At 35.6% G+C, this 26,744-nt stretch carries 30 protein-coding genes and 1 riboswitch; of the genes, 27 read left to right on the top strand and 3 right to left on the bottom strand.

Annotated elements, in window-relative coordinates; translation table 11 throughout:
• Positions 1-216 precede the first annotated feature (216 nt).
• Positions 217-942: a type I 3-dehydroquinate dehydratase gene (gene aroD / locus KRR19_RS04615; RefSeq protein WP_057510585.1), complete on the top strand. Its 726-nt coding sequence runs from the start codon at positions 217-219 to the stop codon at positions 940-942.
• A gap of 73 nt (positions 943-1,015) precedes the next feature.
• Positions 1,016-1,558 carry a nitroreductase family protein gene (locus KRR19_RS04610; protein ID WP_002481587.1) on the top strand — a complete coding sequence of 181 codons (543 nt, stop codon included), beginning with the start codon at positions 1,016-1,018 and terminating at the stop codon, positions 1,556-1,558.
• A 68-nt stretch (positions 1,559-1,626) separates the two neighbouring features.
• Here the strand turns inward: KRR19_RS04610 and KRR19_RS04605 are convergent, their stop codons facing one another.
• Complete coding sequence (locus KRR19_RS04605; RefSeq protein WP_156666408.1) at positions 1,627-1,947, bottom strand: thioredoxin family protein; 321 nt, start codon at positions 1,945-1,947, stop codon at positions 1,627-1,629.
• Positions 1,948-2,089: 142 nt separating this feature from the next.
• Here KRR19_RS04605 and KRR19_RS04600 point away from each other — a divergent pair, with 142 nt between their 5' ends.
• From KRR19_RS04600 to sufB, 12 genes are all read left to right on the top strand, one after another.
• Positions 2,090-2,446, top strand: coding sequence for an arsenate reductase family protein (locus KRR19_RS04600; protein WP_002481589.1), 357 nt, complete (start codon positions 2,090-2,092; stop codon positions 2,444-2,446).
• Between the two features lie 154 nt (positions 2,447-2,600).
• Positions 2,601-2,981: a glycine cleavage system protein GcvH gene (gcvH, locus tag KRR19_RS04595; RefSeq protein ID WP_156666407.1), complete on the top strand. Its 381-nt coding sequence runs from the start codon at positions 2,601-2,603 to the stop codon at positions 2,979-2,981.
• A 291-nt stretch (positions 2,982-3,272) separates the two neighbouring features.
• Positions 3,273-3,635: a toprim domain-containing protein gene (locus tag KRR19_RS04590; RefSeq protein WP_002481591.1), complete on the top strand. Its 363-nt coding sequence runs from the start codon at positions 3,273-3,275 to the stop codon at positions 3,633-3,635.
• Complete coding sequence (locus KRR19_RS04585) at positions 3,632-3,928, top strand: thioredoxin family protein (protein ID WP_002481592.1); 297 nt, start codon at positions 3,632-3,634, stop codon at positions 3,926-3,928. The genes KRR19_RS04590 and KRR19_RS04585 overlap by 4 nt, the downstream gene beginning before the upstream one ends.
• 53 nt (positions 3,929-3,981) lie before the next feature.
• Positions 3,982-4,090: riboswitch (SAM riboswitch) on the top strand.
• A 100-nt stretch (positions 4,091-4,190) separates the two neighbouring features.
• Positions 4,191-5,216, top strand: coding sequence for a methionine ABC transporter ATP-binding protein (locus tag KRR19_RS04580; RefSeq protein ID WP_002481593.1), 1,026 nt, complete (start codon positions 4,191-4,193; stop codon positions 5,214-5,216).
• On the top strand, positions 5,209-5,904 hold the full coding sequence (locus tag KRR19_RS04575; protein WP_002481594.1) for a methionine ABC transporter permease: 696 nt from the start codon (positions 5,209-5,211) through the stop codon (positions 5,902-5,904). The genes KRR19_RS04580 and KRR19_RS04575 overlap by 8 nt, the downstream gene beginning before the upstream one ends.
• Positions 5,905-5,928: 24 nt before the next feature.
• A complete protein-coding gene (locus KRR19_RS04570; RefSeq protein ID WP_023015351.1) occupies positions 5,929-6,756 on the top strand; it encodes a MetQ/NlpA family ABC transporter substrate-binding protein in 828 nt (275 codons plus the stop codon).
• Between the two features lie 359 nt (positions 6,757-7,115).
• Positions 7,116-7,874 carry a Fe-S cluster assembly ATPase SufC gene (gene sufC / locus KRR19_RS04565; protein ID WP_002481612.1) on the top strand — a complete coding sequence of 253 codons (759 nt, stop codon included), beginning with the start codon at positions 7,116-7,118 and terminating at the stop codon, positions 7,872-7,874.
• Positions 7,875-7,939: 65 nt separating this feature from the next.
• Entirely contained in the window at positions 7,940-9,247 is a 1,308-nt protein-coding gene (gene sufD, locus KRR19_RS04560; RefSeq protein ID WP_216733481.1) for a Fe-S cluster assembly protein SufD, read from the top strand.
• Between the two features lie 189 nt (positions 9,248-9,436).
• Complete coding sequence (locus tag KRR19_RS04555; RefSeq protein ID WP_176745483.1) at positions 9,437-10,687, top strand: cysteine desulfurase; 1,251 nt, start codon at positions 9,437-9,439, stop codon at positions 10,685-10,687.
• Complete coding sequence (gene sufU / locus KRR19_RS04550) at positions 10,677-11,147, top strand: Fe-S cluster assembly sulfur transfer protein SufU (protein ID WP_023015332.1); 471 nt, start codon at positions 10,677-10,679, stop codon at positions 11,145-11,147. Before KRR19_RS04555 ends, sufU begins: the two co-directional genes overlap by 11 nt.
• 198 nt (positions 11,148-11,345) lie before the next feature.
• Complete coding sequence (gene sufB / locus KRR19_RS04545) at positions 11,346-12,743, top strand: Fe-S cluster assembly protein SufB (protein ID WP_002481616.1); 1,398 nt, start codon at positions 11,346-11,348, stop codon at positions 12,741-12,743.
• A gap of 603 nt (positions 12,744-13,346) precedes the next feature.
• On the opposite strand, the gene KRR19_RS12350 is transcribed toward sufB, so the two are convergent.
• Positions 13,347-13,721 carry a DUF1828 domain-containing protein gene (locus KRR19_RS12350; protein ID WP_367874713.1) on the bottom strand — a complete coding sequence of 125 codons (375 nt, stop codon included), beginning with the start codon at positions 13,719-13,721 and terminating at the stop codon, positions 13,347-13,349.
• Positions 13,722-14,000: 279 nt separating this feature from the next.
• On the opposite strand from KRR19_RS12350, the gene KRR19_RS04535 reads away from it, so the two are divergent.
• From KRR19_RS04535 to KRR19_RS04505, 7 genes are all read left to right on the top strand, one after another.
• Positions 14,001-15,041 carry a hemolysin family protein gene (locus tag KRR19_RS04535; protein ID WP_216733480.1) on the top strand — a complete coding sequence of 347 codons (1,041 nt, stop codon included), beginning with the start codon at positions 14,001-14,003 and terminating at the stop codon, positions 15,039-15,041.
• Between the two features lie 13 nt (positions 15,042-15,054).
• A complete protein-coding gene (locus KRR19_RS04530; RefSeq protein WP_156666748.1) occupies positions 15,055-16,125 on the top strand; it encodes an NAD(P)H-dependent flavin oxidoreductase in 1,071 nt (356 codons plus the stop codon).
• A gap of 120 nt (positions 16,126-16,245) precedes the next feature.
• Positions 16,246-17,094, top strand: a complete 849-nt coding sequence (locus tag KRR19_RS04525; protein WP_156666747.1) for a DUF72 domain-containing protein — start codon at positions 16,246-16,248, stop codon at positions 17,092-17,094.
• An 11-nt stretch (positions 17,095-17,105) separates the two neighbouring features.
• Positions 17,106-17,930, top strand: a complete 825-nt coding sequence (locus tag KRR19_RS04520) for a sulfite exporter TauE/SafE family protein (RefSeq protein WP_002481621.1) — start codon at positions 17,106-17,108, stop codon at positions 17,928-17,930.
• A 14-nt stretch (positions 17,931-17,944) separates the two neighbouring features.
• Complete coding sequence (locus KRR19_RS04515; RefSeq protein ID WP_105978192.1) at positions 17,945-19,264, top strand: bifunctional metallophosphatase/5'-nucleotidase; 1,320 nt, start codon at positions 17,945-17,947, stop codon at positions 19,262-19,264.
• 82 nt (positions 19,265-19,346) lie between these two features.
• Positions 19,347-20,276: a lipoyl synthase gene (gene lipA / locus KRR19_RS04510; RefSeq protein WP_002481623.1), complete on the top strand. Its 930-nt coding sequence runs from the start codon at positions 19,347-19,349 to the stop codon at positions 20,274-20,276.
• Positions 20,277-20,450: 174 nt separating this feature from the next.
• Positions 20,451-20,840 carry a YutD family protein gene (locus KRR19_RS04505; protein WP_156666746.1) on the top strand — a complete coding sequence of 130 codons (390 nt, stop codon included), beginning with the start codon at positions 20,451-20,453 and terminating at the stop codon, positions 20,838-20,840.
• Positions 20,841-20,894: 54 nt separating this feature from the next.
• Here KRR19_RS04505 and KRR19_RS04500 read toward each other — a convergent pair whose 3' ends face one another.
• Positions 20,895-21,188, bottom strand: a complete 294-nt coding sequence (locus KRR19_RS04500) for a DUF3055 domain-containing protein (protein WP_002481625.1) — start codon at positions 21,186-21,188, stop codon at positions 20,895-20,897.
• 103 nt (positions 21,189-21,291) lie between these two features.
• Here KRR19_RS04500 and hepT point away from each other — a divergent pair, with 103 nt between their 5' ends.
• The 6 genes from hepT to dltB all read left to right on the top strand — a co-directional run bounded on the left by hepT (position 21,292) and on the right by dltB (position 26,740).
• The gene (gene hepT, locus KRR19_RS04495) at positions 21,292-21,726 is read left to right on the top strand and encodes a type VII toxin-antitoxin system HepT family RNase toxin (protein WP_023016020.1); all 435 of its coding nucleotides are present in this window, start codon (positions 21,292-21,294) and stop codon (positions 21,724-21,726) included.
• Positions 21,727-22,506, top strand: coding sequence for a TIGR01457 family HAD-type hydrolase (locus KRR19_RS04490; RefSeq protein ID WP_023016019.1), 780 nt, complete (start codon positions 21,727-21,729; stop codon positions 22,504-22,506).
• An 8-nt stretch (positions 22,507-22,514) separates the two neighbouring features.
• Positions 22,515-23,480, top strand: a complete 966-nt coding sequence (locus KRR19_RS04485; protein ID WP_023016018.1) for a 2-hydroxyacid dehydrogenase — start codon at positions 22,515-22,517, stop codon at positions 23,478-23,480.
• A 425-nt stretch (positions 23,481-23,905) separates the two neighbouring features.
• Positions 23,906-24,058: a teichoic acid D-Ala incorporation-associated protein DltX gene (locus KRR19_RS04480; protein WP_002481629.1), complete on the top strand. Its 153-nt coding sequence runs from the start codon at positions 23,906-23,908 to the stop codon at positions 24,056-24,058.
• Positions 24,059-24,074: 16 nt separating this feature from the next.
• Positions 24,075-25,529, top strand: coding sequence for a D-alanine--poly(phosphoribitol) ligase subunit DltA (gene dltA / locus KRR19_RS04475; protein ID WP_070848745.1), 1,455 nt, complete (start codon positions 24,075-24,077; stop codon positions 25,527-25,529).
• Positions 25,526-26,740 (top strand): D-alanyl-lipoteichoic acid biosynthesis protein DltB, encoded by a 1,215-nt coding sequence (dltB, locus tag KRR19_RS04470; protein ID WP_023016016.1) that lies wholly within the window; start codon positions 25,526-25,528, stop codon positions 26,738-26,740. Before dltA ends, dltB begins: the two co-directional genes overlap by 4 nt.
• Positions 26,741-26,744 lie beyond the last annotated feature (4 nt).

The raw sequence follows: 26,744 nt of genomic DNA, 5'->3' as shown, positions 1-26,744 counted from the left end.
GTATATCAAAAAGCTAATCTTATTTTAAAGTAGTTTTTAATCACACCATGAATATTTCGCCAATAAAATATCTGCAAACTTTTAATATGAAACTGTCTAATGATTGGTAGTTTAAAAGTATAAAATAACGCGCATTACACTCTAATACGCTGACTAATGTTAAACTATTATTAAAGAAACAAACTGGCCATATTATATAAGCAAGGGGTAGATAGGATGACGCAAGTAGAAATTGCTGTAACGATAGCACCAGAAGCTGACATAACACAGAAGTTGCAAATGGAGTTGATTGAAGCGCAAGCAGCCATCGATATAATTGAACTAAGAATTGACCAACGTCAAACGATTGAAATTGCTGAGATTGAAACACTTATTGCTGCGTTACAAAAAAGTCTTCCTAAAGTTAAGCTGTTAATCACATATCGCACAGCTTCACAAGGTGGAAATGGCAATAAAGCGCAAGAATCTTATTATGCGCTATTACAAGAATTAATGCAAGTTCAAGGTTATGACATGATTGATATTGAATGGGAAGAAGCGTATAAGGAAAAAATCACTGAATTAGTGGCTGAAGCGCAAGCAGCAGGTTTAGAAGTGGTACTGTCTCAACATGATTTTGAAGAAACACCAGCAATTGAACAATTGAAATTCACTTATTTTAAAATGAGTAAAACAGAAGCTGATTATCTAAAACTAGCAGTAATGCCAAAAGATCCTGAAGATGTGACCTATCTGTTAGATGCACTCTATGTATCTTCTCAAAGTGTCAAAATGAAAGTAGTAGGTATATCTATGTCTCATCTTGGTTTAGTATCAAGAACGGCTCAAGGTGTATTTGGTGGAAGTATTTCTTATGGTTGCTTGGGAGAGCCGCAAGCGCCAGGACAAATACATGTTACTAAATTAAAAGAAATTTTGACATTATACGAATCAAACAAATAATTTGATATAATATGTATTTCAATCTATACTGTAATTGATAATGGTTATCATTAATATAAAGGAGAGTTAGATTGTGGAATTAAGAGATGCAATTTCATCAAGAAGAAGTGTGAAGATATTCGACCATGATATGCATATAGATGATACAGCGCTATATGAAGCACTAAAACTCTCTACAGATGCACCAAATCATGGGATGAGAGAACCATGGAGAATCATTCATGTCTCAAAGGACAGACTAGGGGATTTAAGTCGAACTGTTTCTCGTTATGCATTTAGAAATGAACCAGAGAAACAACAAAGTCACTATGATGCAGTGACAAAATTGGGTGGATTGCTCGTATTAATTGTAAAACGAGATCCTAGACAAAAAGAAAATCTTGAAAATCATCTGGCATTCGGTGCTTATGCACAAAACTTGATGCTGCTGTTGCATGAAGCGGGTATCGGTACGTGCTGGAAGACACCGCCATATATTTTCATGCCTAAAGTGAGAAAAGTAATAGGTGTCGAAGATGATGAAGATTTAGTTGGATTTTTATATCTTACTGATATGGACACGAAGATTCCTCCAAAGAAACCACGTCACACTGAGAACTTTATTTCAGAGTATTAATTATATGAGTAAAGCCAAGCTGAAATCAGCTTGGCTTTATTTAGTCTATATTACGTTATTTAAATGACTTATTTAAATGTTTCGCTTAAGAAGTCTTCAACTTGCTCTGGTGATTTAGCATTTGCTGAGTGCAAGTGTGCTGTTTTTTCACCGTTTTTGAAAACAAGTAAACTTGGAATACCCATTACTTCGTAATCTTGAGCAACATCTTCTAATTCGTCACGATTTACGCTGTACCATTTATAGTCGTTGTATTTTTCAACAATTGGATCAATCCACATATCCATTGCGCGACAATCAGGGCACCATCCTGCTTCGAATTTAATAATCACAGGTTCGTTACTTTCGATAATTTTATCGAAATCTTCACGTGTTTTAATTGCTTCCATTTTCATTTCGCTCCTTTTTCTAATCCTATTATATATATTATAGCGAATTTGAACGTAAATTTAAAAATATTAAACCGACAATTTAAAGCGTTATTTTTAGAAATTTGGTATATTAGACATAATAGTTAAAGGAGGTCAAAAGATGATTAGATTTTATCAGTACCAAAACTGTACGACATGCAAGAAAGCAGCAAAATTTTTAGATGAATATGGTGTAAGTTATGAACCTATCGACATCGTAGAACTAAACCCTAATAAAAGAGAACTACAAGATATTATTGATAAAACCGGCGTTGAAATTGATAAGCTATTCAATAAACGCGGAGGTAAGTATCGTGAACTAGGTCTGAAAGATAGACTTGACAGTTTGTCTGATGATGAAAAACTAGATTTATTGGCTTCTGACGGAATGCTTGTTAAAAGACCACTTGCGGTTTCAGGCAATAAAATCACACTTGGTTTCAACGAAAAAGAGTACAAAGATACTTGGGTAAACTAATTTATAGTCATTATAGGTAGTAAATATCTTATTGCTATGCGCTTTATTTACACAAAAAATTAAAAAACTACAAGATGTCTATAAATAGTTGAATGAAAAGGTTTCATATGGCATCATAAAAGAGTATTCATTTATTAATTAGGAGGGGATTCGTGTGGCAGTGCCAGAGGAATTAAAATATTCAAAAGAACATGAATGGGTTAAAGTTGAGGACGATACAGTAACTATCGGTATCACTGAATACGCACAAGGAGAACTTGGTGACATCGTATTCGTTGAATTACCAGAAACTGAAGATGATATCGAAGAGGGCGAATCTTTCGGAAGTGTGGAATCAGTTAAAACTGTTTCTGAATTATACGCACCAGTTTCAGGAACTGTAGTTGAAGTCAACGAAGAATTAGAAGACAGTCCAGAATTCGTAAATGAATCACCATACGAAAAAGCATGGATGGTTAAAGTAAAATTAAATGACACAAGCCAATTAGATGATTTATTATCAGCTGATCAATACAAAGAAATGATCGGTGAATAATCGGCTTTAAAAACCAAACTCCAAGATACTTTGTATTTTGGGGTTATTTTTTATTTGAAATAGGCTATAACAAACTAGAGCGCTAAAGTGCTGAACCTTTACAGCTGAATAATACATAATTTATCGTGTTTATTTAGTTGTTAAACAAGTTGCGTGTCTTTAAAACAACACCTGCGTTACAATGAAAGTATCAACTTACGCAACAAATTTATATAAGTTGGCAGAACCTAAGCATTTACGTTTGCGAGTAATGAAGCAATGATATCACGAGAGTATTGGAGTGTAGTGAATATGGCATTGTTAGAAAAAGTAATCGTTGTTGAAGGTAAAACAGATAAAAAGCGTGTACAAGAAGTGATTGATGAGCCTGTACAAATTATTTGTACGCACGGCACAATGGGCATTGATAAACTTGACGATATGATAGAACACTTATATGAACGTCCTGTCTATATATTAGTGGATGCAGATAAAGAAGGCCGTCGCATCCGTCAATGGTTTAAACATTATCTATCAGAAAGTGAACATATCTTTGTCGATAGAACTTATTCTGAAGTCGCACGTTGTCCGCGCCCTTATCTTGCCAAAGTGCTTAGAAACCATGGCTTTATGGTAAAAGGTGAAGCACCCGTGAAAGGATTAGTTTATAAATGAACGTTAAGCAAGAAATTACAGATATCAAACAAAACTTTGATCAAGACAAGCACTTGATTTTCGGTTACACACCGATGTGTGGAACATGTAAAGTTTCAGAGAGAATGTTAGATATAGCTAATGAAATTTTACAGCTTCCGTTGGTCAAAGCAGATTTGAATTTCCATCCTGACTTCAGTGAAGCTTATCAAATTCAATCTGTTCCTGTTTTGTTAGTGATGTCGAAAGATAAGGAGATAGACCGTATTTACGCATTTCAGTCTGTTCCTTATTTGTTAGAAAATTTAAAATAGTTGTTGACTACTTCTGAGTGAAGTGGTAGGATAAATATCAATTAAATAGTTATCTCTTATCAAGAGAGGTGGAGGGATGTGCCCGACGAAACCCGGCAACCGTCTTATTTATAAGAAATGGTGCCAATTCACAAAAAGTTGAACTGCTTTTGAAGATGAGAGAAAGAAATTTCAAATTGCTTTCTCTTTAATGCTCATAGCAGCGATAAGGGAAAGCTTTTTTAATTTGTAGGTAGGTATTGCAAGGAAAGGGGAGAATGTAGTGATTCAACTGAAGCAAATCGTCAAAAGATATAAGACGAAACACCAAGAAGTACTGGCAGTTGATCATGTCGATTTAGATGTGTCGGAAGGTACCATTTACGGTGTCATCGGTTTTTCAGGTGCCGGTAAAAGTACACTTGTCAGAATTTTAAATTATTTAGAAGAACCAACATCAGGTCAAGTCATAATAGATGGAGATGAATTAGGACAACTCAGCAAAGCGCAACTAAGGAAAAAGCGTCAAAAGGTAAGTATGATATTCCAACACTTCAACTTATTATGGTCTAGAACAGTGTTAGATAATATTAAGTTTCCGTTGGAAATTGCTGGCGTGGATAAAGCGGCAGCTGAAAAAAGAGCGGAAGAATTAGTTGAGCTTGTAGGACTCAAAGGACGAGAAAAAGCATATCCGTCAGAGTTATCTGGTGGTCAAAAACAAAGGGTTGGTATCGCACGTGCCTTAGCCAACGATCCAAAAGTATTGCTTTGTGATGAAGCTACAAGTGCTTTAGATCCTCAAACAACAGATGAAATTTTAGAACTCTTATTAAAAATCAGAAAAGAAGAAGATTTAACAATCGTGATTATCACACATGAAATGAATGTGATTCGCCAAATCTGCGACGAAGTTGCGGTAATGGAAAATGGTAAGGTCATCGAACGCGGTGAAGTTAAAGAAGTGTTTGAAAACCCTAAACATCAAGTGACGAAACGTTTCGTTAAAGAAGGCTTGAATGACCAATTTGATGAATCAATTCAGGAACTGATTCCAGAGTCGACAAACGGTTATATTGTACGTTTGAACTTCGTAGGTGAAGAGACGACAGAACCGATTGTGTCATATATCACTCAAAAATATAATCTGAATGTGAACATACTAGAAGCGAATATCCGCCATTCGAAAAGCGGACCAATCGGTTTTCTAATTGTACATATTGCAGACTTGAAAACTGAATTTTTTGATGATTTTAAAAACGAATTAGAGAATCGTAATGTAGGTGTGGAGGTGGTTCGTAATGGATAAATCGTTCAGTGATATATTACGTGAAATGGTCACAATGCCGAATGTTCAATGGGACCAAGTTTGGCTGGCTACATACGAAACACTCTATATGACAGCCATTTCTACAATTTTTGCGTTCGTGATCGGTTTAATTCTAGGCGTACTATTATTCCTAACAGCTAAGAGTAAATCACCGACAGCAAAAGTGTTTTATCAAATCGTGTCATTTATTGTGAACTTATTCAGAGCAATTCCATTCATCATTTTAATCTTGCTGTTGATTCCGTTCACAAGTTTATTACTTGGCACAATCAGTGGTCCGACAGGAGCACTTCCAGCATTAGTTATTGGTGCGGCTCCATTCTATGCACGTTTAGTGGAAATCGCATTTAAAGAAATTGATAAAGGCGTTATTGAAGCAGCGCGTTCTATGGGAGCAAACACATGGACGATTATTCGTAAAGTGTTAATTCCAGAATCACGTCCTGCCTTGATTTCAGGTATTACAGTTACTGCAATCGCATTAGTAGGTTCTACTGCAGTTGCCGGTGTTATCGGTGCAGGCGGTTTAGGTAACTTAGCATATTTAACTGGTTTTACTCGAAACCAAAATGATGTCATTTTAGTTTCAACAATCTTTATTTTAGTGTTTGTGTTCATCATTCAATTTGTGGGTGACTGGGCTACAAATAAAATTGATAAACGTTAATTCTATTTTGAAAGGATCAATCCAATGAAAAAAATTATTAGTATTTTAGCGGTTTTAGTATTAACTGTAGTTTTAGCAGCATGTGGCAGTAAGGATAAATCAGCAGGAGGCGAAGATTCTAAAACAATCACAGTTGGTGCTTCACCAGCGCCTCACGCTGAACTTTTAGAACAAGCTAAACCTATCTTGAAAAAAGAAGGTTATGACTTGAAAATCAAAACAATCAACGACTATACAACACCTAACAAGTTAGTAAACAGCGGTGAATTGGATGCGAACTTCTTCCAACACACACCTTATTTAAACACTGAGAAAAAAGATAAAGGGTACAAATTAGTATCTGTTGGTAACGTTCACTTAGAACCAATGGCTGTATACTCTAAAAAATATAAAAGCTTAAAAGAATTGCCAAAAGGTGCAACAGTTTATGTTTCTAACAACCCAGCTGAAGAAGGACGTTTCTTGAAATTCTTCGTTGACGAAGGTTTAATCAAATTGAAAAAAGGCGTTAAAATCCAAGATGCACACTTTAGTGATATCGTAGAAAACAAAAAAGATATCAAATTCAACAACAAACAATCAGCTGAATATTTACCAAAAATCTATCAAAACGAAGATGTTGATGCAGCAATTATCAACTCTAACTTCGCTATTGAACAAAAATTAAGCCCTAAAAAAGACTCAATCGCTCTTGAAAAACCTGATAATAACCCATACGCAAACTTAGTAGCGGTTAAAGAAGGTCACGAAAAAGATAAAAAAATCAAAGCTTTAATCAAAGCATTACAATCTCAAGATATTAAAGATTACATCAATAAAAAATATGATGGTGCTGTGATCCCAGCTGAATAAGAAATTATTAATCACTCTCAAGTATAGATGCTTGGGAGTGATTTTTTGCGTCTATTAATAGTATAGGAAGCAAGGATACCCTATCATAATATGTGACAAAGATATGGGTAATGATAATAGAAGGACAGAAAATGAGAATCAGTAGCTTTGAAATTCGTGCAACATTTCACATTGAAACGCTTTAACGAAACTCATTACAATTTGAGAATTCTTTTTATTTAGGTACTTAAAAGGTTTATTCTGGGGTTTAATTGCGTTATAATTTATAAATGTACCAATGTAGTGCAGTTTTGACTACAGATTAAAATTATTATAAACTAGTAATTGAAATACTATTTATGTTTACGGAGGGACTTTTAATGCCATCAACATTGGAGATTAAAGACTTACACGTGTCTATTGAGGATAAAGAAATTTTAAAAGGTGTTAACTTAACAATTAACACGGGAGAAATTCATGCAGTTATGGGACCTAACGGTACTGGTAAATCTACTTTATCAGCAGCAATCATGGGTCACCCAGCTTTCACAGTAACTAAAGGTGAAGTATTACTTGACGGTGTTAACGTTTTAGAATTAGACGTTGACGAACGTGCAAAAGCAGGTTTATTCCTAGCAATGCAATATCCATCAGAAATTACTGGTGTTACAAACGCAGACTTCATGCGTTCAGCAATTAATGCTAAACGTGAAGAAGGTAAAGAAATCAACTTAATGCAATTCATTAAGAAATTAGATAAAGAAATGGAATTCCTAGATATGGATCCAGACATGGCGCAACGTTACCTTAACGAAGGTTTCTCAGGCGGCGAGAAAAAACGTAACGAAATTTTACAATTAATGATGTTACAACCTAAATTCGCTATCCTAGACGAAATTGACTCAGGTTTAGATATCGATGCGTTAAAAGTTGTGTCTAAAGGTATCAACGAAATGCGTGGAGATGACTTCGGTTCATTAATCATTACGCACTATCAACGTTTATTAAACTACATTACACCTGATTTCGTACACGTTATGTACAACGGTAAAATCGTTAAAACTGGTGGTCCAGAATTAGCACATCGTTTAGAAAATGAAGGTTATGAATGGGTTAAAGAAGAATTCAGCGAAGCGTAAATCATTTACGTAAAGAAGAAACAACCGATTAAATGTTATAAGTATCGTTAGGAGGATATTAAGTTATGACGACTGAAACTTTGAACATTTCTGAAGCAGAACTTGTTGAGTATTCACAAGCCCAAAATGAACCTTCTTGGATGACAGAATTACGTAAAGAAGCGTTGAAACTAACTGAAACTTTAGAAATGCCAAAACCAGATAAAACTAAAATCACAAAATGGGATTTCGACTCATTTAAACAATTCGAAACAAAAGCTGAAACTTATCAAGATATCAGTGAAATTCCAGATTCAATTGAAAAAATCATTGATGTTGAAAAAACTGAAAACTTAGTGATTCAACACAATAATACACTTGCTTATACACACGTTTCAGAAGAAGCGAAAAAAGACGGTGTAATTATTGAAGGCTTAGCAGATGCTTTAGTGAATCATGGAGATTTAGTTCAAAAATATTTGATGAAAGATGCGGTTAACGTAGATGAACACCGTTTAACAGCGTTGCATACTGCATTAATCAATGGCGGCTTATTCGTATATGTACCGAAAAATGTAGTCGTTGAACATCCAATTCAATATGTAGTTTTACATGATGATGAAAATGCAAGCTTTTTCAATCACGTTATTATTGTGACTGAACAAAGTGCAGAAGTGACTTATGTTGAAAACTACTTGTCAGATGCAAGTGGCGAAGGCAATCAAGTGAACATTGTTTCTGAAGTGATTGCTGGTGCGAACTCTAAAATCACTTATGGTGCAGTAGACTATTTAGATAAAGGTTTCACTAGCCATATTGTTCGTCGTGGTATTACTGAAGCGGATGCATCAATTAACTGGGCACTTGGATTAATGAACAAAGGTAACCAAATTATTGATAACACAACTAATTTAATTGGGGACCGTTCTACAAGTGTATTAAAATCAGTAGCAGTAGGTACTGGAGATCAAAAATCAAACGTAACATCTAAAATCGTTCAATACGGTAAAGAAACAGATGGTTACATTCTTAAACACGGTGTAGTTGAAGAAGCAGCGACTATTATCTTTAATGGTATCGGTTATATCAAACACGGTGGTTCAAAATCAGTTGCGAACCAAGAATCACGTGTGTTAATGCTTTCTGAAAAAGCACGCGGAGATGCGAACCCAATTCTATTAATCGATGAGGATGACGTAGAAGCAGGTCACGCAGCTTCAGTTGGTCGTGTTGATGACGAACAGCTTTACTATTTAATGAGTCGTGGTATTTCTCAACAAGAAGCTGAACGTTTAATTATTCATGGTTTCTTAGATCCAGTAGTAAGAGAACTGCCAATAGAAGATGTAAAACGTCAATTACGTGACGTTATTGAATTACGAGTATCAAAATAAAAAGTATAAGCTAGGCAGGAGAGATTAAAAACAGGAGGAAGTCAGCTGATGATATGTGCATCACTGCGTCGTATTCCTCCTTCTCTTTACGCTTTTGAATAACCTGTTCGCAGTCAATTATTATTCATTAAATCCTGTCAGCTTGTAAGTTATTTTGTACGACAAGTGATTATTAATGAAGAAAGGTCTGTGGATATAGTGGCCGAAACAACACTAAATGTTAATGAAGTTATTGAAGATTTTCCAATCTTGAAACAACAAGTCAATGGCAAACGCTTAGCTTATTTAGATACAACAGCGACAAGTCAAACACCACTTCAAGTAATCGAAGCGATTGACGATTATTATAAACGTTACAATTCTAATGTGCATCGTGGTGTACACACACTCGGCTCATTAGCAACAGATGGTTATGAAGGTGCACGCGAAACAGTAAGACGTTTCATTAATGCACGTTACTTTGAAGAAATTATTTTCACAAGAGGTACAACAGCTTCTATTAACTTAGTTGCACGTAGTTATGGTGATGCGAATGTTTCAGAAGGCGATGAAATTGTCGTAACTGAAATGGAACATCATGCTAACATCGTACCTTGGCAAGAATTAGCACGCCGTAAAGGTGCAACTTTAAAATTCATCCCGATGACAGAAACAGGTGAATTAAACATCGAAGATGTGAAAGCCACAATTAATGACAACACTAAAATTGTAGCGATTGCACATGTATCTAACGTTTTAGGTACAATCAACGATGTGAAAGAAATTGCGAAAGTTGCGCATGAACATGGTGCAATTATCAGTGTGGACGGTGCACAAGCAGCACCACACATGAAAATTGATGTGCAAGATTTAGATGTAGACTTTTACAGTTTCAGTGGACACAAAATGCTTGGTCCTACAGGTATTGGTGTCTTATATGGTAAACGCAGTCTGCTTAAAGATATGGAACCTATCGAATATGGCGGTGACATGATTGACTTCGTAGGTAAATATGAAGCAACTTGGACAGACTTGCCAACAAAATTCGAAGCAGGTACACCTTTAATTGCACAAGCTATTGGCTTAGCTGAAGCAATTAAATACCTTGAAAACATTGGTTTTGATGCGATTCATCAACATGAAAAAGAGTTGACTGAATATGCATACGAACAAATGGATGCGATTGAAGACTTAGAAATCTATGGTCCGCCAAAAGACAGACGTGCTGGTGTGATTACTTTCAACTTGAAAGACATTCATCCACATGACGTTGCGACGGCATTAGACACAGAAGGTGTTGCTGTACGTGCAGGACATCACTGTGCACAACCATTAATGAAATGGTTGAATCAATCTTCAACAGCAAGAGCAAGTTTCTATATCTATAATACAAAAGAAGACATTGATCAATTAATTTACGCTTTAAACCAAACGAAGGAGTTTTTCTCATATGAATTTTAATAATTTAGATCAACTATATAGATCTGTAATTATGGACCATTATAAAAATCCGAGAAACAAAGGTAAATTAGATAACGGCTCTTTAACTGTTGATATGAATAACCCAACATGCGGAGACCGAATTCACCTTACTTTCGATATTGTTGATGGCATTATTGAGGATGCTAAATTTGATGGTGAAGGTTGTTCAATTTCAATGTCTAGTGCATCTATGATGACTGAAGCAGTTAAAGGTCATTCGTTAAAAGAAGCATTAGAAATGAGTCAAGAATTTTCTAAAATGATGCTTGGCGAAGATTATGAATTAACTGAAGATATGGGAGATATTGAAGCATTACAAGGTGTTTCTCAATTCCCTGCACGTATTAAATGTGCAACACTTGCTTGGAAAGCTTTAGAAAAAGGTACTGTGGAACGTGAAGGTCAAGCAGATACTGATTCTGAAGAAAATGCAAAATAAGCACCCATAACGGGTAAAGAATAAGTAACTGGCAAGGTGGTTTCTAACTTGTCAGTTCCATGATAGACTGGTTTATACAAGTAGCAATATTCAATAGAATATTGTGAAAGCTATAAATCATCATGAAGTTCTATCAATTGATTGAAATATTGCCACGTGTCTATGTATCGTGTTGATTATATAAAAGGAGTGATTGAAATGGCTAAAAAAGCACCTGATGTTGGGGATTACAAATATGGTTTCCACGACGATGATGTGTCCATTTTCAGATCAGAACGCGGATTAACAGAAAATATCGTAACTGAGATTTCAAAAATGAAAGAAGAACCTCAATGGATGTTAGACTTCCGTCTAAAATCTTTAGAGTTATTCTATAAAATGCCAATGCCACAATGGGGCGGCGACTTGTCAGAGTTAAACTTTGACGATATCACTTACTATGTAAAACCTTCTGAACAAGCAGAACGTTCATGGGACGAAGTACCTGAAGAAATCAAACGTACTTTCGACCGTTTAGGTATTCCTGAGGCAGAGCAAAAATATCTTGCTGGGGTTTCTGCACAATATGAATCAGAAGTTGTTTACCAAAACATGGAAGCTGAATTAGAAGAGAAAGGTGTTGTCTTCAAAGACACTGACTCTGCATTACGTGAAAACGAAGAATTATTCAAAGAATACTTCGCTTCAGTAGTTCCAGCTGCAGATAACAAATTCGCAGCATTGAACTCAGCAGTATGGTCAGGTGGTTCATTCATTTATATTCCTAAGAATATTAAATTAGATACACCACTACAAGCATACTTCCGTATTAACTCAGAAAACATGGGTCAATTCGAACGTACTTTAATCATCGCTGATGAAGGTGCTTCAGTGCACTACGTTGAAGGTTGTACAGCACCTGTGTACACTACAAACTCACTACACTCAGCTGTAGTTGAAATCATTGTACACAAAGATGCACACGTTCGTTATACTACAATTCAAAACTGGGCTAACAACGTTTATAACTTAGTTACAAAACGTACTTTAGTTCATGAGAATGGTAACATGGAATGGGTTGACGGTAACTTAGGTTCTAAGTTGACTATGAAATACCCTAACTGTGTATTAGCTGGTGAAGGTGCGAAAGGAAGTACACTTTCAATCGCATTAGCTGGTAAAGGACAAGTTCAAGATGCGGGTGCGAAAATGATTCACTTAGCACCAAACACATCTTCAACTATCGTCTCAAAATCTATCTCAAAAGATGGCGGTAAAGTTGTTTACCGTGGTATCGTTAAATTTGGACGTAAAGCTAAACGTGCACGTTCAAACATCGAATGCGATACGTTAATCTTAGATAACAAATCAACTTCAGATACGATTCCTTATAATGAAATTATGAACGATGACATTTCATTAGAACACGAAGCGAAAGTATCTAAAGTATCAGAAGAGCAACTCTTCTACTTGATGAGCCGTGGTATTTCAGAAGAAGAAGCAACTGAAATGATCGTAATGGGCTTCATCGAACCATTCACAAAAGAACTACCAATGGAATATGCCGTTGAAATGAACCGTCTAATCAAATTCGAAATGGAAGGTTCTATCGGTTAATCCAATAGTGTTCATTGAATATAAGTATTAAAATACGCAGCATGCATACTTAATCGTATGTGTGCTGCTTTTTAATGTCTGAAGTTAAGTGAAAAGATAAGTGTAATGAAACAATATAGAGATTTACCGAGATTTAAAGAGAATTATGTCAGGCATGTCAAACAAGTTCAGGGTTAATACGATTTTTGGTAATTTATTAAGCAAATTAGGACATGTTAAAGTCTACTCATACAATTTATATTGAAATTTAACGTGACGTAAAATTCTGAAATGTGGTATAAGTAAGTGATAAAATAAAGAAAATGTTTAGAGGGGAAACCTATGAAGAATAATCCAACTTTGTTAAAGATTCTAGCAGCAGTATTTATATTGTTAACAATTATCAGCCCGTTATTTGCGATTGGAAGTATAATTTGTAGTGTGAAAATCAAAAAATATAATGATATCGTTGGAGATCGTTTTCTCACGATTTCTATAATTTGTGCAGTAATATTTATGGCGTTTCATTTTATCTACTATCTCACTTACTTATTTTAAAAGTATATTTTAAAAGCCAGAAAGTAAACAGTTACACTGTATCTTACTTTCTGGCTTTATTTTAGTTCATAAAAGTAAATGATTAAATGATAAAAAGTCGTTAGTTGTATCTTTTAGAGACAAATTCTGTATCGATGTCTTATTGTTGAATAAGTTATTTATACAAATGATTGACTGAGTAAAACTTTGAAGTGATTCATTTAAATTCTGTATAACACATTCAATATAGATTTCTTCAGTGCTTTCATCTATATTTACATTAAATGTTTGAATGTATTTGTATAGTAATTTAAGTGTTGGTTTCTGCTCAAACAACTCAGGTTTTTGAGATTTTAAATTAAATAGTGTATAGCCATCGTCACAAAGTGTGATAGTCTGCTTATCATCGCTAAAGATAGCATAAAGAATGATGTAATCCATCGTGCAATCTTTATAAGGAATTTCTACGCGTAGTGTATGTGAATTTATTTTCTTGAAATCTACTTGGTTAGATATCTAACGTTAAAGTGCAGTATTACTCCTAGAGGGATTGTTTTATTAAAAGTATTTTTTAAAGGTACTACAATTCATCTGAAAATTCGGTACAATGGTAATTAATCATTGTACTTCGTGAAAAGCGTGGAACTTGTTCGGTTTACATAAATAGAGAGATGGGAAATTAATAAGAAATATACGCTTTTTGACAGAGTCAATAAGAGTTTTAAGGGAGCGTCGGCCATCATGATTATAGCTATCATTATTTTAATTTTTGTTTCTTTCTTCTTTTCTGGCAGTGAAACGGCATTAACTGCTGCGAATAAAGTGAAATTACAGACTGAAAGCAGGAAAGGAGATCCAAAGGCAAAAAGGTTATTGGCACTTTTAAATAAACCTAGAGATTTTATCACAACGATTTTAATCGCAAATAACAGTGCGAATATCGTGTTGCCTACGCTAGTTACTATTCTTGCTGTACAACATGGTTGGAACGTGGGGATTGCATCTTTAGTGATTACAGTTGTGGTAATTATTGTTTCAGAAGTGATACCAAAATCTATTGCAGCAACTTATCCTGATGCGATTTCTAAATTAGTCTATCCGGTAATTCATTTATTTGTGGTAATCTTAACGCCGATTACTAAAATTTTAAATGGTTTAACTGGTTTGATTAACCGAATGCTTGCGAATGATAAATTCCAAAGCCAAACCATGTCTAAAGAAGAAGTGCGTACAATGGTAACCATTGCAGGGGCACAAGGGGCATTTAATGAGAATGAACGAGATCGTCTTCAAAGTGTTTTAACTTTCCAACAATTGCGTGTTAAAGATGTAGATACAACACCACGTGTCAATGTGACTGCATTCTCAAAAGACACACCATATGACGAAGTGTATGAAATTATTATGTCACACCCATATACACGTTATCCGGTCTACGATGAAGACATTGATAATATTGTGGGAGTCTTTCATTCAAAATACTTATTAATATGGAGTCGTCACTATGATAAAACATTAGAAGATTATATTTCTAAACCACTTTTTGTGAATGAGCACAATAAAGCTGAGTGGGTCATGCGTAAAATGATTGCGACACGTAAACACATCGCCATTGTATTAGATGAATATGGCGGTACGGATGCGATTATTACGATGGAAGACTTAATTGAGCAATTGCTTGGTTTAGATATTGAAGATGAAATGGATCAACATGAACAAAATAAAGTCGATGAACGTTTGAAAAAAAGACAAAAGCCAAAAGCGAATCAATCATCTTTATAGGGAGTGTTCACATATGTGGTCAGATACAAAAATCACTGCACAACTTGGAATCAAGTATCCAATTATTCAAGCCGGAATGGCAGGCAATACAACACCTGAATTAGTCGCTAGTGTGAGTAATAGCGGAGGCTTAGGAACGATAGGCGCAGGGTATTTCAGTTCAGAAATACTTGCGGAGGAAATAGATAAAGTTAAATTATTAACCACTCAACCTTTTGCGGTTAATTTATTTGTGCCGAGTAAAAAACATATCAAGCGTGCGCAAGTTGATTTAATGAATGCATGGTTAAATCCTTATCGTCGTGCATTGGATTTAGAACAACCCGTAGTGAATTTATCTGAAACACAACAACTTGAACAACAAATTGATATCTTGATTGAAAAACGTGTACCCATTGTTAGTTTTACATTCGGTATTCCAGATGTCCATTTAATTCGTAAAATGCATGAACATCATATGATAGTGATGGGTACCGCGACTTCTGTTGAAGAAGCAATTGTGAATGAAGAAGCGGGTATTGATATTATTGTGACACAAGGTAGTGAGGCAGGCGGACATCGTGGATCATTTTTAAAACAAGAAGATGGAGAATATCCAATGATTGGCAGTATTTCACTTGTGCCGCAAGTAGCTGATGCAGTGTCTATACCTGTAGTCGCAGCAGGCGGTATTATGGACGGCAGGGGTGTACTTGCTAGTCTGATTTTAGGTGCGTCAGGTGTACAGATGGGAACAGCATTCTTAACATCACAAGAAAGCGGTGCAGATATTGCGTATAAGCAAGCAATTTTAAATAGCACAGAAACATCAACCGTATTAACAAATGCTTTCAGTGGCAAAATGGCACGAGGTATCCGTAATGATTTTGTAGATTACCTGTCTACATTTCGTGGAGAAGTGCCAGAATATCCAATTCAAAACCAATTGACTTCAGCAATCCGTAAAGCATCGACTGCCAATCATGATCATTCATTAATGTCATTATGGAGTGGTCAGACACCAAGACTTGCGACAAGCCGTAAAGCGAATGAAGTCGTTGAATCTATAGTGCAGCAAATTGAAGATATGCGTTTTCAATCATAGAGATGAAGAGGAATAAGTACTGCGTTGTTCATTGCGCAGTACTTATTTTTACTTCAATTCTAAGATGAAGTGAACAGGTTCTAAACATAAAATATGATAGAATGAGATTGGTGATTATGTATGATAGATATTGGACTGACAGGGTGGGGAGATCACGATTCTCTTTATACTGATCTAAGTCGTAAAACAGACAAATTAAAGACTTATGCGAGTCATTTTCCAGTGGTAGAATTAGATGCGTCGTATTATGCGATTCAACCCGAACGCAATATTAGAAAGTGGATAAAAGAAACACCCGATCGTTTTAAGTTTGTGGTGAAAATTCATCAAGCATTGACTTTGCATGCGGATTTTAAAGACTTTGCTGAGACACGAAATGAACTCTTTGAAGAGTTCAAGTTAATGATTCAACCATTAATTGAAGCGGATAAACTTGCGATGGTACTTGTTCAGTTTCCGCCATGGTTTGACTGCAAGACTCAAAATATTAATTACATACGTTATGTACGTGAACATTTAAAACATGTGCCGGTTTGTATAGAATTCAGAAATCAAACTTGGTTTGAAGGGGAGATGAAAGAACATACTTTAACCTTTTTAACAGAACAAGGCTTGATTCATGCGATTGTCGATGAACCGCAAGTCGGGGAAGGTTCAGCACCTTTCGTCAACCGCATTACAACGGATACAGCCTTTGTACGTTATCATGGACGTAACCGTCATGGTTGGACTAAGCAAGATATGACAGACGAAGCGTGGCGAGATGTCCGCTATTTATATGACTATACAACAGAAGAGTTAGAAGAACTTGCACAACATGTGCGTATTGTTCAACAAAAAGCTAAAAAGATTTATGTAGTTTTCAATAACAACTCAGGCGGTCACGCAGCAAACAATGCGAAAGAATTTCAACGAATTCTTGGTATTGACTACGAAGGCTTAGCACCGCAGCAGCTTAAATTATTTTAGGAAGTGATGATATGGTGAGTATTCTCTTACTCATTTTAATAGGAGCCTTATCAGCGATTTTAGGCTCGCTTGTCGGAATTGGAGGCGGATTAATTATAGTTCCGACATTAGTCTATTTAGGTGTGGAACATGATTTACTCCATGGGATTACGCCTCAAATAGCGATTGGAACTTCCTCAATTATTTTAATTGTGACAGGTTTAGTGTCTACATTAGGGTATTTAAAATCTAAGCAAGTAGATACAAAAAATGGTTATATATTCTTATTCGGATTATTACCAGGCTCCTTATTCGGTTCATTTATCAGTCGTTATTTAACGTTAGATTCATTTAATTTGTACTTCGGTATGTTTTTGATTCTGGTTTCGATTTTATTATTAGTACGTAATTCAATTAAGCCGATCAAACTCTTTGAAAAGAAAAAGTATGAAAAAACATATGTAGATAAAGATGGGACGATTTATCATTATCACGTGCCGCCTGTATTTGCATTCGTGGTAACATTTTTCATTGGAATTACAACAGGACTCTTCGGTATCGGTGGAGGCGCTTTGATGACACCGTTAATGTTGATAGTGTTCAGATTCCCACCGCACGTTGCGGTAGGTACAAGTATGATGATGATTTTCTTCTCTAGTGTGATGAGTTCTATCGGACATACTTTCCAAGGTCACGTTGCTTGGCATTATGCGCTTGTTTTAGTTATTTCAAGTTATGTCGGAGCTAAAATCGGTGTTAGAATCAACCAATCTATCAAATCTAATACAGTGGTTGCTTTACTGAGAACGGTGATGCTGTTATTAGGGGTTTATCTTATTATTAAATCATTGCTTTAAAGGAGGCGTCGAGTTTGAAATTAACGATTTATCATACGAATGATATTCACAGCCATCTGCATGCTTACGAACGTATTGCTGCGTATATGGCAGAGCATAGACCATTACTAGACCATCCTTCACTTTATATAGATATCGGCGACCATGTTGATTTATCAGCACCTGTAACAGAAGCAACACATGGCCTTAAAAATATAGAATTATTAAATGACGCACATTGTGATATTGCGACAATCGGTAATAATGAAGGGATGACCATTTCACATGAAGATTTAAACGCATTATATGAAGATGCTGATTTTGCGGTTACTTGCAGTAATGTGTTTGATGAAGATGGCCATTTGCCACACCATATTACATCGAGTTATATTAAAGAAATTGAAGGTGTACGTATCTTATTTGTTGCCGCAACTGCACCTTTCACACCGTTCTATCGTGCTTTAGATTGGGTTGTTACTGATCCGATGGCTGCGATAAAAGATGAGGTAGAGAAACAAGCAGGTAATTATGATGTATTGATGATCATGAGTCATTGCGGTATCTTCTTCGACCGTAAATTATGTGAAGAGATTCCTGAAATTGATGTTATTTTTGGTAGTCATACCCATCATTATTTTGAAGAAGGCGAAATGAAAAATGGTGTTTTAATGGCAGCAGCAGGAAAATACGGTCATTTCTTAGGTGAAGTTAATTTAACGATTGAAAATAAGAAAGTCGTACATAAAACAGCAATCCTGCATCCTGAAGACACCTTGCCAGAAGTTGAAACGAACTTTAAAGAAGAAGGTAGAGCATTGATGAGTACGCCTTTAGTTGATCATCCTGTAAACTTAAAAAGAAAAACAGATATGATTACCAAAACAGCGTATTTACTTGCAGAAAGTGTATGTGAGTTCACACATGCAGATTGTGCAATTATTAACGCTGGGTTAGTAGTCAAAGGCATCGAAGGGCCGAACGTCACTGAATATGATGTGCATCAAATGTTGCCGCATCCGATTAATTTAGTACGTATCAAAATTACAGGCCGTGATTTAAAACAAGTTATCTTAACAGCTGAAGAACAAGCGTATATGCACGAACATGCGCAAGGTTTAGGATTTAGAGGCGATATTTTCGGCGGTTATATTTTATATCAAATGGGTTATATTGAATCAGAATCTCGTTTCTTTGTTCAAGGAGAAGAGATTGTTGATGATTACATCTATACATTAGGAACTGTTGATATGTATACGTTTGGACGTTATTTCCCTCTATTTAAAAACTTGCCGACAGAATATTTGATGCCAGAATTTTTAAGAGATATTTTCAAACAGAAATTATTAGAATTATGAATTATGACTTATAGCGTTTTCATTTTGTTATAAATTCGTTATAATAAGATGAAGATGAGTACACAGGAGGGTATGTGTTGTAATGGCTACAAAAAATAATGAGATTTTACGTAAACCGGACTGGTTGAAGATAAAGCTGAACACGAACGAGAACTATACTGGTCTTAAGAAGATGATGCGTGAGAAGAATTTAAACACTGTTTGCGAAGAAGCAAAGTGTCCGAATATACATGAGTGTTGGGGTGAGCGTCGAACAGCTACATTTATGATTTTAGGTGCAGTATGTACACGTGCTTGCCGCTTCTGTGCAGTTAAAACTGGCTTACCTAACGAATTAGACTTAGACGAGCCGGAACGTGTAGCAGAGTCAGTAGAAATTATGAACTTAAAACACGTGGTAATCACAGCAGTTGCGCGTGATGATTTACGTGATGCAGGTTCAAACGTTTATGCTGAAACAGTAAGAAAAGTAAGAGAACGTAATCCATATACGACAATTGAAATTTTACCATCAGATATGGGTGGCGACTATGATGCGCTTGAAACATTAATGGCATCTAAACCAGATATTTTAAACCACAATATCGAAACAGTACGTCGTTTAACTCCGAGAGTTCGTGCGCGTGCAACATATGACCGTACTTTAGAATTCTTAAGACGTTCTAAAGAATTACAACCAGATATTCCAACGAAATCAAGTATCATGGTTGGGTTAGGCGAAACAATTGAAGAACTTCACGAAACAATGGATGATTTACGTGCAGCAGATGTAGATATTTTAACAATTGGACAATACTTACAACCTTCACGTAAACATTTGAAAGTTGAAAAATACTATTCACCATTAGAATTCGGTAAATTACGAAAAGTAGCAATGGAAAAAGGATTCAAACATTGCCAAGCTGGACCATTAGTACGTAGTTCTTACCACGCAGATGAGCAAGTTAACGAAGCTGCGAAAGAAAAACAACGTATTGGTGAAGAAAAATTAAACGAATCAACTGAAGCATAATTGATAAGTATAGATTTGAATGGGGAAGAAGCGGGCTGAATCAGTCCGCTTCTTTCGTCATTCAACTACTGTTATAATGTATAATATAAGTAAATCTTCAAGATTGAAGTCAATAACACACGAGACATTGAAACAAGCAAAAATGCTCAAGAATAGAATTGATAGGTGACATACATGATAAAAGTAGGAGATAAATACTTCGAAATGATCGAACAATATCGTGATTGTTTCGATGAAGAACAATTTGCGAACCGTTATTCAGAAATACTAGATAAATATGATTTTGTAGTCGGTGACTTCGGCTATGAACAATTAAGACTCAAAGGTTTTTACAAAGACTCTAATAAAAAAGTAGAAATCAGTAAACGCTTTGCGACGATTCAAGATTACTTACTAGAATACTGCAACTTCGGTTGTGCTTATTTTATTTTACGTCGCATTCCTGAACGTGAACTGAAAAAACTGCGTGCACAAGAAGAAATAGAAGTCGATGCATCAGATAAATTACATGATGTTAAAATTGCGCCAAGTTTACCTTCTGATCAAAAACAAAAGGACAGCTGATCGATAGCTGTCCTTTTGTTATATCAATTTTAAAGTTGTTATTAGTGTTTAATATTAGTACTCTCCACTATCAAATGTGCCACTAGGGATGACATCTTTTAAATATGCTGTCAGTTCTTCTCCCTCTGCTTCACTGACACCTAATGTATAAGCAATATAACCATCTTCTGCTAAGTCGTCTGGTCCAATAATTCCAAATTTGTTTGTCTGCATGTTAAGTACAAGTACTTTTCCGTAATGACGATTGGTTTGGAACATCATTAAATCATAACGACTTTCTTCTCCGACCATTCCAACATATTGTACATCAGCTTCTTCGTTATCATCGTATAAAAACATCTCTATCATGATTTCATTGACTCCTTTGTACATTCTCTTTTCTCAAGTATAAACAGAAATGATTTGTACTGCAAAGATGTGATATGATTGAGGGGATGAGGAGTTGAATAACATGTATTTTGTTGATAAAGATAAATTGACGTATAAGCTGAATTACTTACAAAAGTTAACAGAAGATTATTCAGAAAATAAAGAGAACCATTATGCATTTGAAAGAATTGCACAAATGCTGATTGAGTCTTCCGTAGATATTGGAAATATGGTCATTGATGGTTTTGTTTTAAGAGATCCAGGTAATTATAAAGATGTCATTGACATTTTAGAATTAGAAGGTGTGATTTCTAAAGAAACACAACAAGGTATCAATCAAACCGTAGATGTACGTAAACGATTTGTACATCAATATGATCAATTAGATACAAAAGATTTAATCCCTTTATTTGATGCTTCACTTAAAGACTATGAACGTTTTATTGATGAAGTCATCAATTTCTTAAACAATGAAAATGTACCCGTTACAGCATTTGGAAAAGGAGACCAGAAATAAATGAAACAATACAAAGGTTATCTGATTGACTTAGATGGCACAATGTATAAAGGCGCTGATGAAATTGACGGCGCTAAGCAATTCATTGATTATTTAAACCAACACGACATTCCACATTTGTATGTGACAAACAATTCTACTAAAGTGCCAGAAGATGTTGTGAAGAAATTAGCTGGATTCGGCATTGAAGCGAAACCAGAAGAAGTAGTTACATCTGCTTTAGCAACAGCACATTATATTAAACAAGAAAATGCGCAAGCTTCCATTTATGTCATCGGTGAAGGCGGACTTCGTCAAGCATTATTAAATCAAGGTTTAACATTGATTGATGACACACATGTGGATTATGTCGTAGTCGGTTTAGATACTAAAGTCGATTATGATAAATTCTCACAAGGTACACTCGGTGTGCGTAATGGTGCGAAGTTTATTTCGACAAACCAAGATATATCTATTCCGAATGAACGTGGTTTCTTACCAGGTAATGGCGCAATCACAAGTGTGATTACAACATCTACTAAAGTACAACCGACGTTTATCGGTAAACCACAGCCGATTATTATGGATATGGCAATGGATGTTATTAATTTGCCGAAAGAAGAAGTCGCAATGGTCGGCGATTTATATGAAACTGACATTATGTCAGGTATCAACGCAGGTATTGATACGATTCATGTACAAACAGGTGTAACAAGTAAGGAAGAATTAGCAGAAAAAGATCAACAACCAACTTACACATTCAAAGATTTGAATGAGGTAATCAAAGACTTAGAAGGGTAGGTGTTACGATGACCAAAGTGTTAGTGACACGTAAAGTACCAGATAAATTTATTCAACAATTAGAAGAATTTGCGGATGTGAAAATGTGGGATGAAGAATTCGTTCCGATGCCGCGCGAAAAATTCTTAGAAGAAATCAAAGATGCAGAAGCAGCATTTATCACGCTAAGTGAAAGAATTGATGAAGAAACATTAGAAGCGGCACCTAATTTAAAAATCGTTGCGAACATGGCTGTTGGCTATGACAACATCAATATTGCTTTAGCAGAAGAACATGGTGTAACCGTAACGAACACACCAGGTGTCTTAACTGAAACAACAGCAGAGCTCGGCTTCACATTAATGCTTGCGACAGCACGCAGAATCGTAGAAGCAGCAAAGTATATTAAAGATGATGAATGGAAAAGCTGGGGACCTTACTTGCTTGCAGGTAAAGATGTCCATGGTTCCAATGTAGGTATCTTCGGTATGGGTGATATCGGTAAAGCCTTTGCACGTCGCTTAAAAGGTTTTGAAGCGAACGTGATGTATCATAACCGCAGTCGTCACCGTAGAGCTGAAAAAGAATTAGGTGTACTCTATGTCTCATTTGATGAACTGTTAGAAAACAGTGATTTTGTCGTATGTACAGCACCTTTAACAGAGGAAACAAAAGATAAATTTAATGCGGCAGCCTTTAAGAAAATGCGTAATGATGCAATATTTATCAATATCGGCCGTGGTGCAACGGTTGTTGAAGATGACTTGCTGCAAGCATTAAAAGAGGGTGAAATCGGCGGTGCAGGTTTAGATGTATTCAGAGAAGAACCAATCCGTGCAGATCATCCGTTATTACAATTACCAAACGTTACTGCTTTACCGCACATTGGTAGTGCGTCAGTTGTAACGCGTGATAGAATGATTCAACTTTCTATTAATAATGTGAAATCAGTACTGCAAGGCCAACCGGCTATTACACCAGTTACTGATAAATAATAAACAGAAAAAGAATGCAGTGTACATACGAACAGTGTGTATCACTGCATTTTTCTTATTTTACATTTTAATTTTGTGATAGGGCTGAGGGCGGATGTGACAAGCAAATAAAAAGCATTACAATTCTGTTAGGGTGGAAAGGATTGTATTTCCAACCGAAGAGAAGTAAACTGTAAATGCTAAAATATTAGTGCATTTAATAGATATAAAACCGGCTGATAGCGCATTGGTACAGAACACCAAACTTGGTCTGTATTAATTATGAACAAATGAAAAAGATTGTATGGTTTTTCCAATATACAATTGAAAATACATGAGAAAAAGATTATAATGAATTATAATTTTGTTGAATTGGAGAAGACATTCAGCAGGAAGCATAGAGTCGCAAAAAAGAGAAAAAGATGACCGAGATAGAGGGGTGTAAGATGAAATCCAAAGAACAAAATACTACTTCAGAAACATTTAACAAATTAAAACCATATTTATTGACTGCTCTTTATTTAGCGATATTTATTACATTGTATTTGATATATGGCTCAGGAGACACACACAATAACTTTATATACAATGAATTCTAATTAAAGGAGTATAGTTATGACAGATATTATTAGTGTATTACGACATTTCGCAGATAAACAACCGGATACAGTGGCGGTAAGACACATCGATGATACTTTAACGTATCAACAATTAGATGAGAAATCTGACCAATTGGCTTCTCTTATCGAAGAGAGTCAAAAACCAGTTGTGTTATATGGCCATATGTCACCTTATATGATCGTAGGGATGATGGCTGGTATTAAAGCAGGATGCGGTTATGTACCGATTGATACTTCAGTACCTGAAGATCGTACGGCAATGATTATTGAAAAAACACAACCTGAATTTATTTTTGATGTATCAGAACAAGCATTAACTTTTGAACATGGCAAAGTCTTAACTATCGAAGCTTTAGAAACAGCTTCAAATGCTTCATTTGAACCACGTATGCAAGCTGAAGATGTGGTCTATACAATCTTCACTTCAGGTTCAACAGGCGAACCTAAAGGTGTTCAAATTGAATATGCAAGCTTAACTGAATTTGCGACATGGATGAAAGATTTGAATCAATTCGGTGAAAATCTGGAATGGTTGAACCAAGCACCATTTTCATTCGACTTATCAGTGATGGCAATTTATCCATGTTTAGTTACTGGTGGTACATTGAATTTAGTAGATAAAGACATGATTAAAAAGCCTAAATTGCTGAATGATATGTTACAAGCGACTCCAATCAATGTTTGGGTTTCAACACCTTCATTTATTGAAATGTGCTTATTATTGCCAACATTAGATGAAAAACAATATCCAAGCTTGAAAGAGTTCTTCTTCTGTGGAGAAATTCTGCCGCATCGTACTGCACAAGCGTTGCTTACACGCTTCCCATCTGCAGTAGTCTATAATACGTATGGTCCGACAGAAGCTACTGTAGCGGTTACTAGTGTACAGATTACACAAGAAATTTTGGAACGTTTCAATCCGCTTCCAGTCGGCCAAGCACGCCCTGGCACAACACTTTCAACAACAGAGGAAGGTGAATTGCTGATTGCAGGCAACAGTGTCAGTGCAGGTTATTTAAAAAACGAAGAAAAATCTAAAGAAGTCTTCAGTAACGTCGATGGCGTACGTGTCTATCGTTCAGGAGACAAAGCAAAATTTGAAGATGATCAATGGTTCATCCAAGGACGTATTGATTTCCAAATCAAAATGAATGGTTATCGTATGGAACTTGAAGAAATCGAAGCATTGTTGAGACAGTCAGATTTAGTGAGAGAAGCGGTAGTCGTACCGATTTATAAAAACGGCAAAGTCGTTCAATTAATCGGCGCAGTCGTACCGACACAAACAGTGGAAGACAATGCGCAGTATTCGCATGATCTTAAACAACAATTGAAATCCAGCTTACCCGAATACATGATTCCAAGAAAATTTGTATGGATGGATCAATTACCATTAACAAATAACGGTAAATTAGACCGTAAACAAATCGCTGAGGAATTGAATTCATGATTCCTTATGGTACGTTTAGTTTCTTCCTGATTGCATTTATTATTCTTATACCTGTTATTATCTTAGGTTTCTTAGGTAAGCGAAGCTATATTTATAATGGTATCAGTACAGCAATCATGGTTGTGATTATCTTTTCTTCCGATAAGTTGAACTTGTTCGGGCAGAAATATTTAAGTATCCAACTGATTAGCTTTATAATATATGTGGTTTGGCAAGCACTTTTAATTATGTGGTATTACCATTCGCGACCTAAGAAGAATACTTTCTTAAAATTCTTTATCGTGATGGCATTATCAATTTTGCCGTTAGCCATTGTTAAAGTATTGACAAGTACATGGCTCGGTGGTCAGCAAATTCAATTCCACGAACACAAATTAATCCAATTTGTCGGCTTTTTAGGTATTTCTTATGTTACCTTTAAAAGTGTACAGTTGATTATGGAAATTCGTGACGGTTCTATTAAAGAAATCAAGTGGGGGAAAGTTTTCCAATTCATTTCATTCTTCCCGACGATTTCATCTGGACCGATTGACCGCTATAAACGATTTGTAAAAGATGATAAAAAAGTACCGACTAAAGATGAATACCGTGGTTTAATCTTAAAAGCAGTGCATATGATTATGCTAGGGTTCTTATATAAATATATTATCGCGTATTTTGTGAATCAATACGGTGTGATGCCGTTGCAATTGCACTTACATGGTTTCACAAACTATTGGTTATATATGTATGCCTACAGCATGTATTTATTCTTTGATTTCGCAGGTTACAGTTTGTTCGCGATTGCGTTTAGTTACATTTACGGTATCAAAACACCGCCGAACTTTAACCAGCCGTTTAAAGCGAAGAATATTAAAGACTTCTGGAACAGATGGCATATGACGTTATCATTCTGGTTCCGTGATTGTATTTATATGAGATCGCTCTTCTACATGTCTAAAAAGAAATTATTAAAGAGTCAATTCGCAATGTCGAATGTCGCGTTCTTTATCAACTTCTTTATCATGGGTATCTGGCATGGCATCGAAATTTATTACATTGTTTATGGTTTATACCATGCGGCAGGCTTTATTGGTTATGGTTATTATGAACGTTGGCGTAAGACACATCCGCCTCGCTTTAATAACAAGTTCACAACAGCACTCAGTGTTATTATCACATTCCACTTTGTCACTTTCGGATTCTTAATCTTTTCAGGTAAATTGATTTAATAAA

This window comes from Staphylococcus sp. CWZ226 (assembly GCF_018986355.1).
In the GTDB taxonomy this organism is placed as follows: Bacteria; Bacillota; Bacilli; order Staphylococcales; family Staphylococcaceae; genus Staphylococcus; species Staphylococcus simulans.
This window is presented reverse-complemented; position numbering and strand designations above follow the sequence as displayed.

Bases quoted from the DNA above. Each gene is read 5' to 3' on its own strand.
- aroD (WP_057510585.1), top strand. From the start codon at position 217: ATGACGCAAGTAGAAATTGCTGTAACGATAGCACCAGAAGCTGACATA.
- KRR19_RS04605 (WP_156666408.1), bottom strand. From the start codon at position 1,947: ATGGAAGCAATTAAAACACGTGAAGATTTCGATAAAATTATCGAAAGT.
- KRR19_RS04600 (WP_002481589.1), top strand. From the start codon at position 2,090: ATGATTAGATTTTATCAGTACCAAAACTGTACGACATGCAAGAAAGCA.
- KRR19_RS04590 (WP_002481591.1), top strand. From the start codon at position 3,273: ATGGCATTGTTAGAAAAAGTAATCGTTGTTGAAGGTAAAACAGATAAA.
- KRR19_RS04585 (WP_002481592.1), top strand. From the start codon at position 3,632: ATGAACGTTAAGCAAGAAATTACAGATATCAAACAAAACTTTGATCAA.
- KRR19_RS04575 (WP_002481594.1), top strand. From the start codon at position 5,209: ATGGATAAATCGTTCAGTGATATATTACGTGAAATGGTCACAATGCCG.
- KRR19_RS04570 (WP_023015351.1), top strand. From the start codon at position 5,929: ATGAAAAAAATTATTAGTATTTTAGCGGTTTTAGTATTAACTGTAGTT.
- sufC (WP_002481612.1), top strand. From the start codon at position 7,116: ATGCCATCAACATTGGAGATTAAAGACTTACACGTGTCTATTGAGGAT.
- sufD (WP_216733481.1), top strand. From the start codon at position 7,940: ATGACGACTGAAACTTTGAACATTTCTGAAGCAGAACTTGTTGAGTAT.
- sufU (WP_023015332.1), top strand. From the start codon at position 10,677: ATGAATTTTAATAATTTAGATCAACTATATAGATCTGTAATTATGGAC.
- sufB (WP_002481616.1), top strand. From the start codon at position 11,346: ATGGCTAAAAAAGCACCTGATGTTGGGGATTACAAATATGGTTTCCAC.
- KRR19_RS04535 (WP_216733480.1), top strand. From the start codon at position 14,001: ATGATTATAGCTATCATTATTTTAATTTTTGTTTCTTTCTTCTTTTCT.
- KRR19_RS04530 (WP_156666748.1), top strand. From the start codon at position 15,055: ATGTGGTCAGATACAAAAATCACTGCACAACTTGGAATCAAGTATCCA.
- KRR19_RS04525 (WP_156666747.1), top strand. From the start codon at position 16,246: ATGATAGATATTGGACTGACAGGGTGGGGAGATCACGATTCTCTTTAT.
- KRR19_RS04520 (WP_002481621.1), top strand. From the start codon at position 17,106: ATGGTGAGTATTCTCTTACTCATTTTAATAGGAGCCTTATCAGCGATT.
- lipA (WP_002481623.1), top strand. From the start codon at position 19,347: ATGGCTACAAAAAATAATGAGATTTTACGTAAACCGGACTGGTTGAAG.
- KRR19_RS04505 (WP_156666746.1), top strand. From the start codon at position 20,451: ATGATAAAAGTAGGAGATAAATACTTCGAAATGATCGAACAATATCGT.
- KRR19_RS04500 (WP_002481625.1), bottom strand. From the start codon at position 21,188: ATGATAGAGATGTTTTTATACGATGATAACGAAGAAGCTGATGTACAA.
- hepT (WP_023016020.1), top strand. From the start codon at position 21,292: ATGTATTTTGTTGATAAAGATAAATTGACGTATAAGCTGAATTACTTA.
- KRR19_RS04490 (WP_023016019.1), top strand. From the start codon at position 21,727: ATGAAACAATACAAAGGTTATCTGATTGACTTAGATGGCACAATGTAT.
- KRR19_RS04485 (WP_023016018.1), top strand. From the start codon at position 22,515: ATGACCAAAGTGTTAGTGACACGTAAAGTACCAGATAAATTTATTCAA.
- KRR19_RS04480 (WP_002481629.1), top strand. From the start codon at position 23,906: ATGAAATCCAAAGAACAAAATACTACTTCAGAAACATTTAACAAATTA.
- dltA (WP_070848745.1), top strand. From the start codon at position 24,075: ATGACAGATATTATTAGTGTATTACGACATTTCGCAGATAAACAACCG.
- dltB (WP_023016016.1), top strand. From the start codon at position 25,526: ATGATTCCTTATGGTACGTTTAGTTTCTTCCTGATTGCATTTATTATT.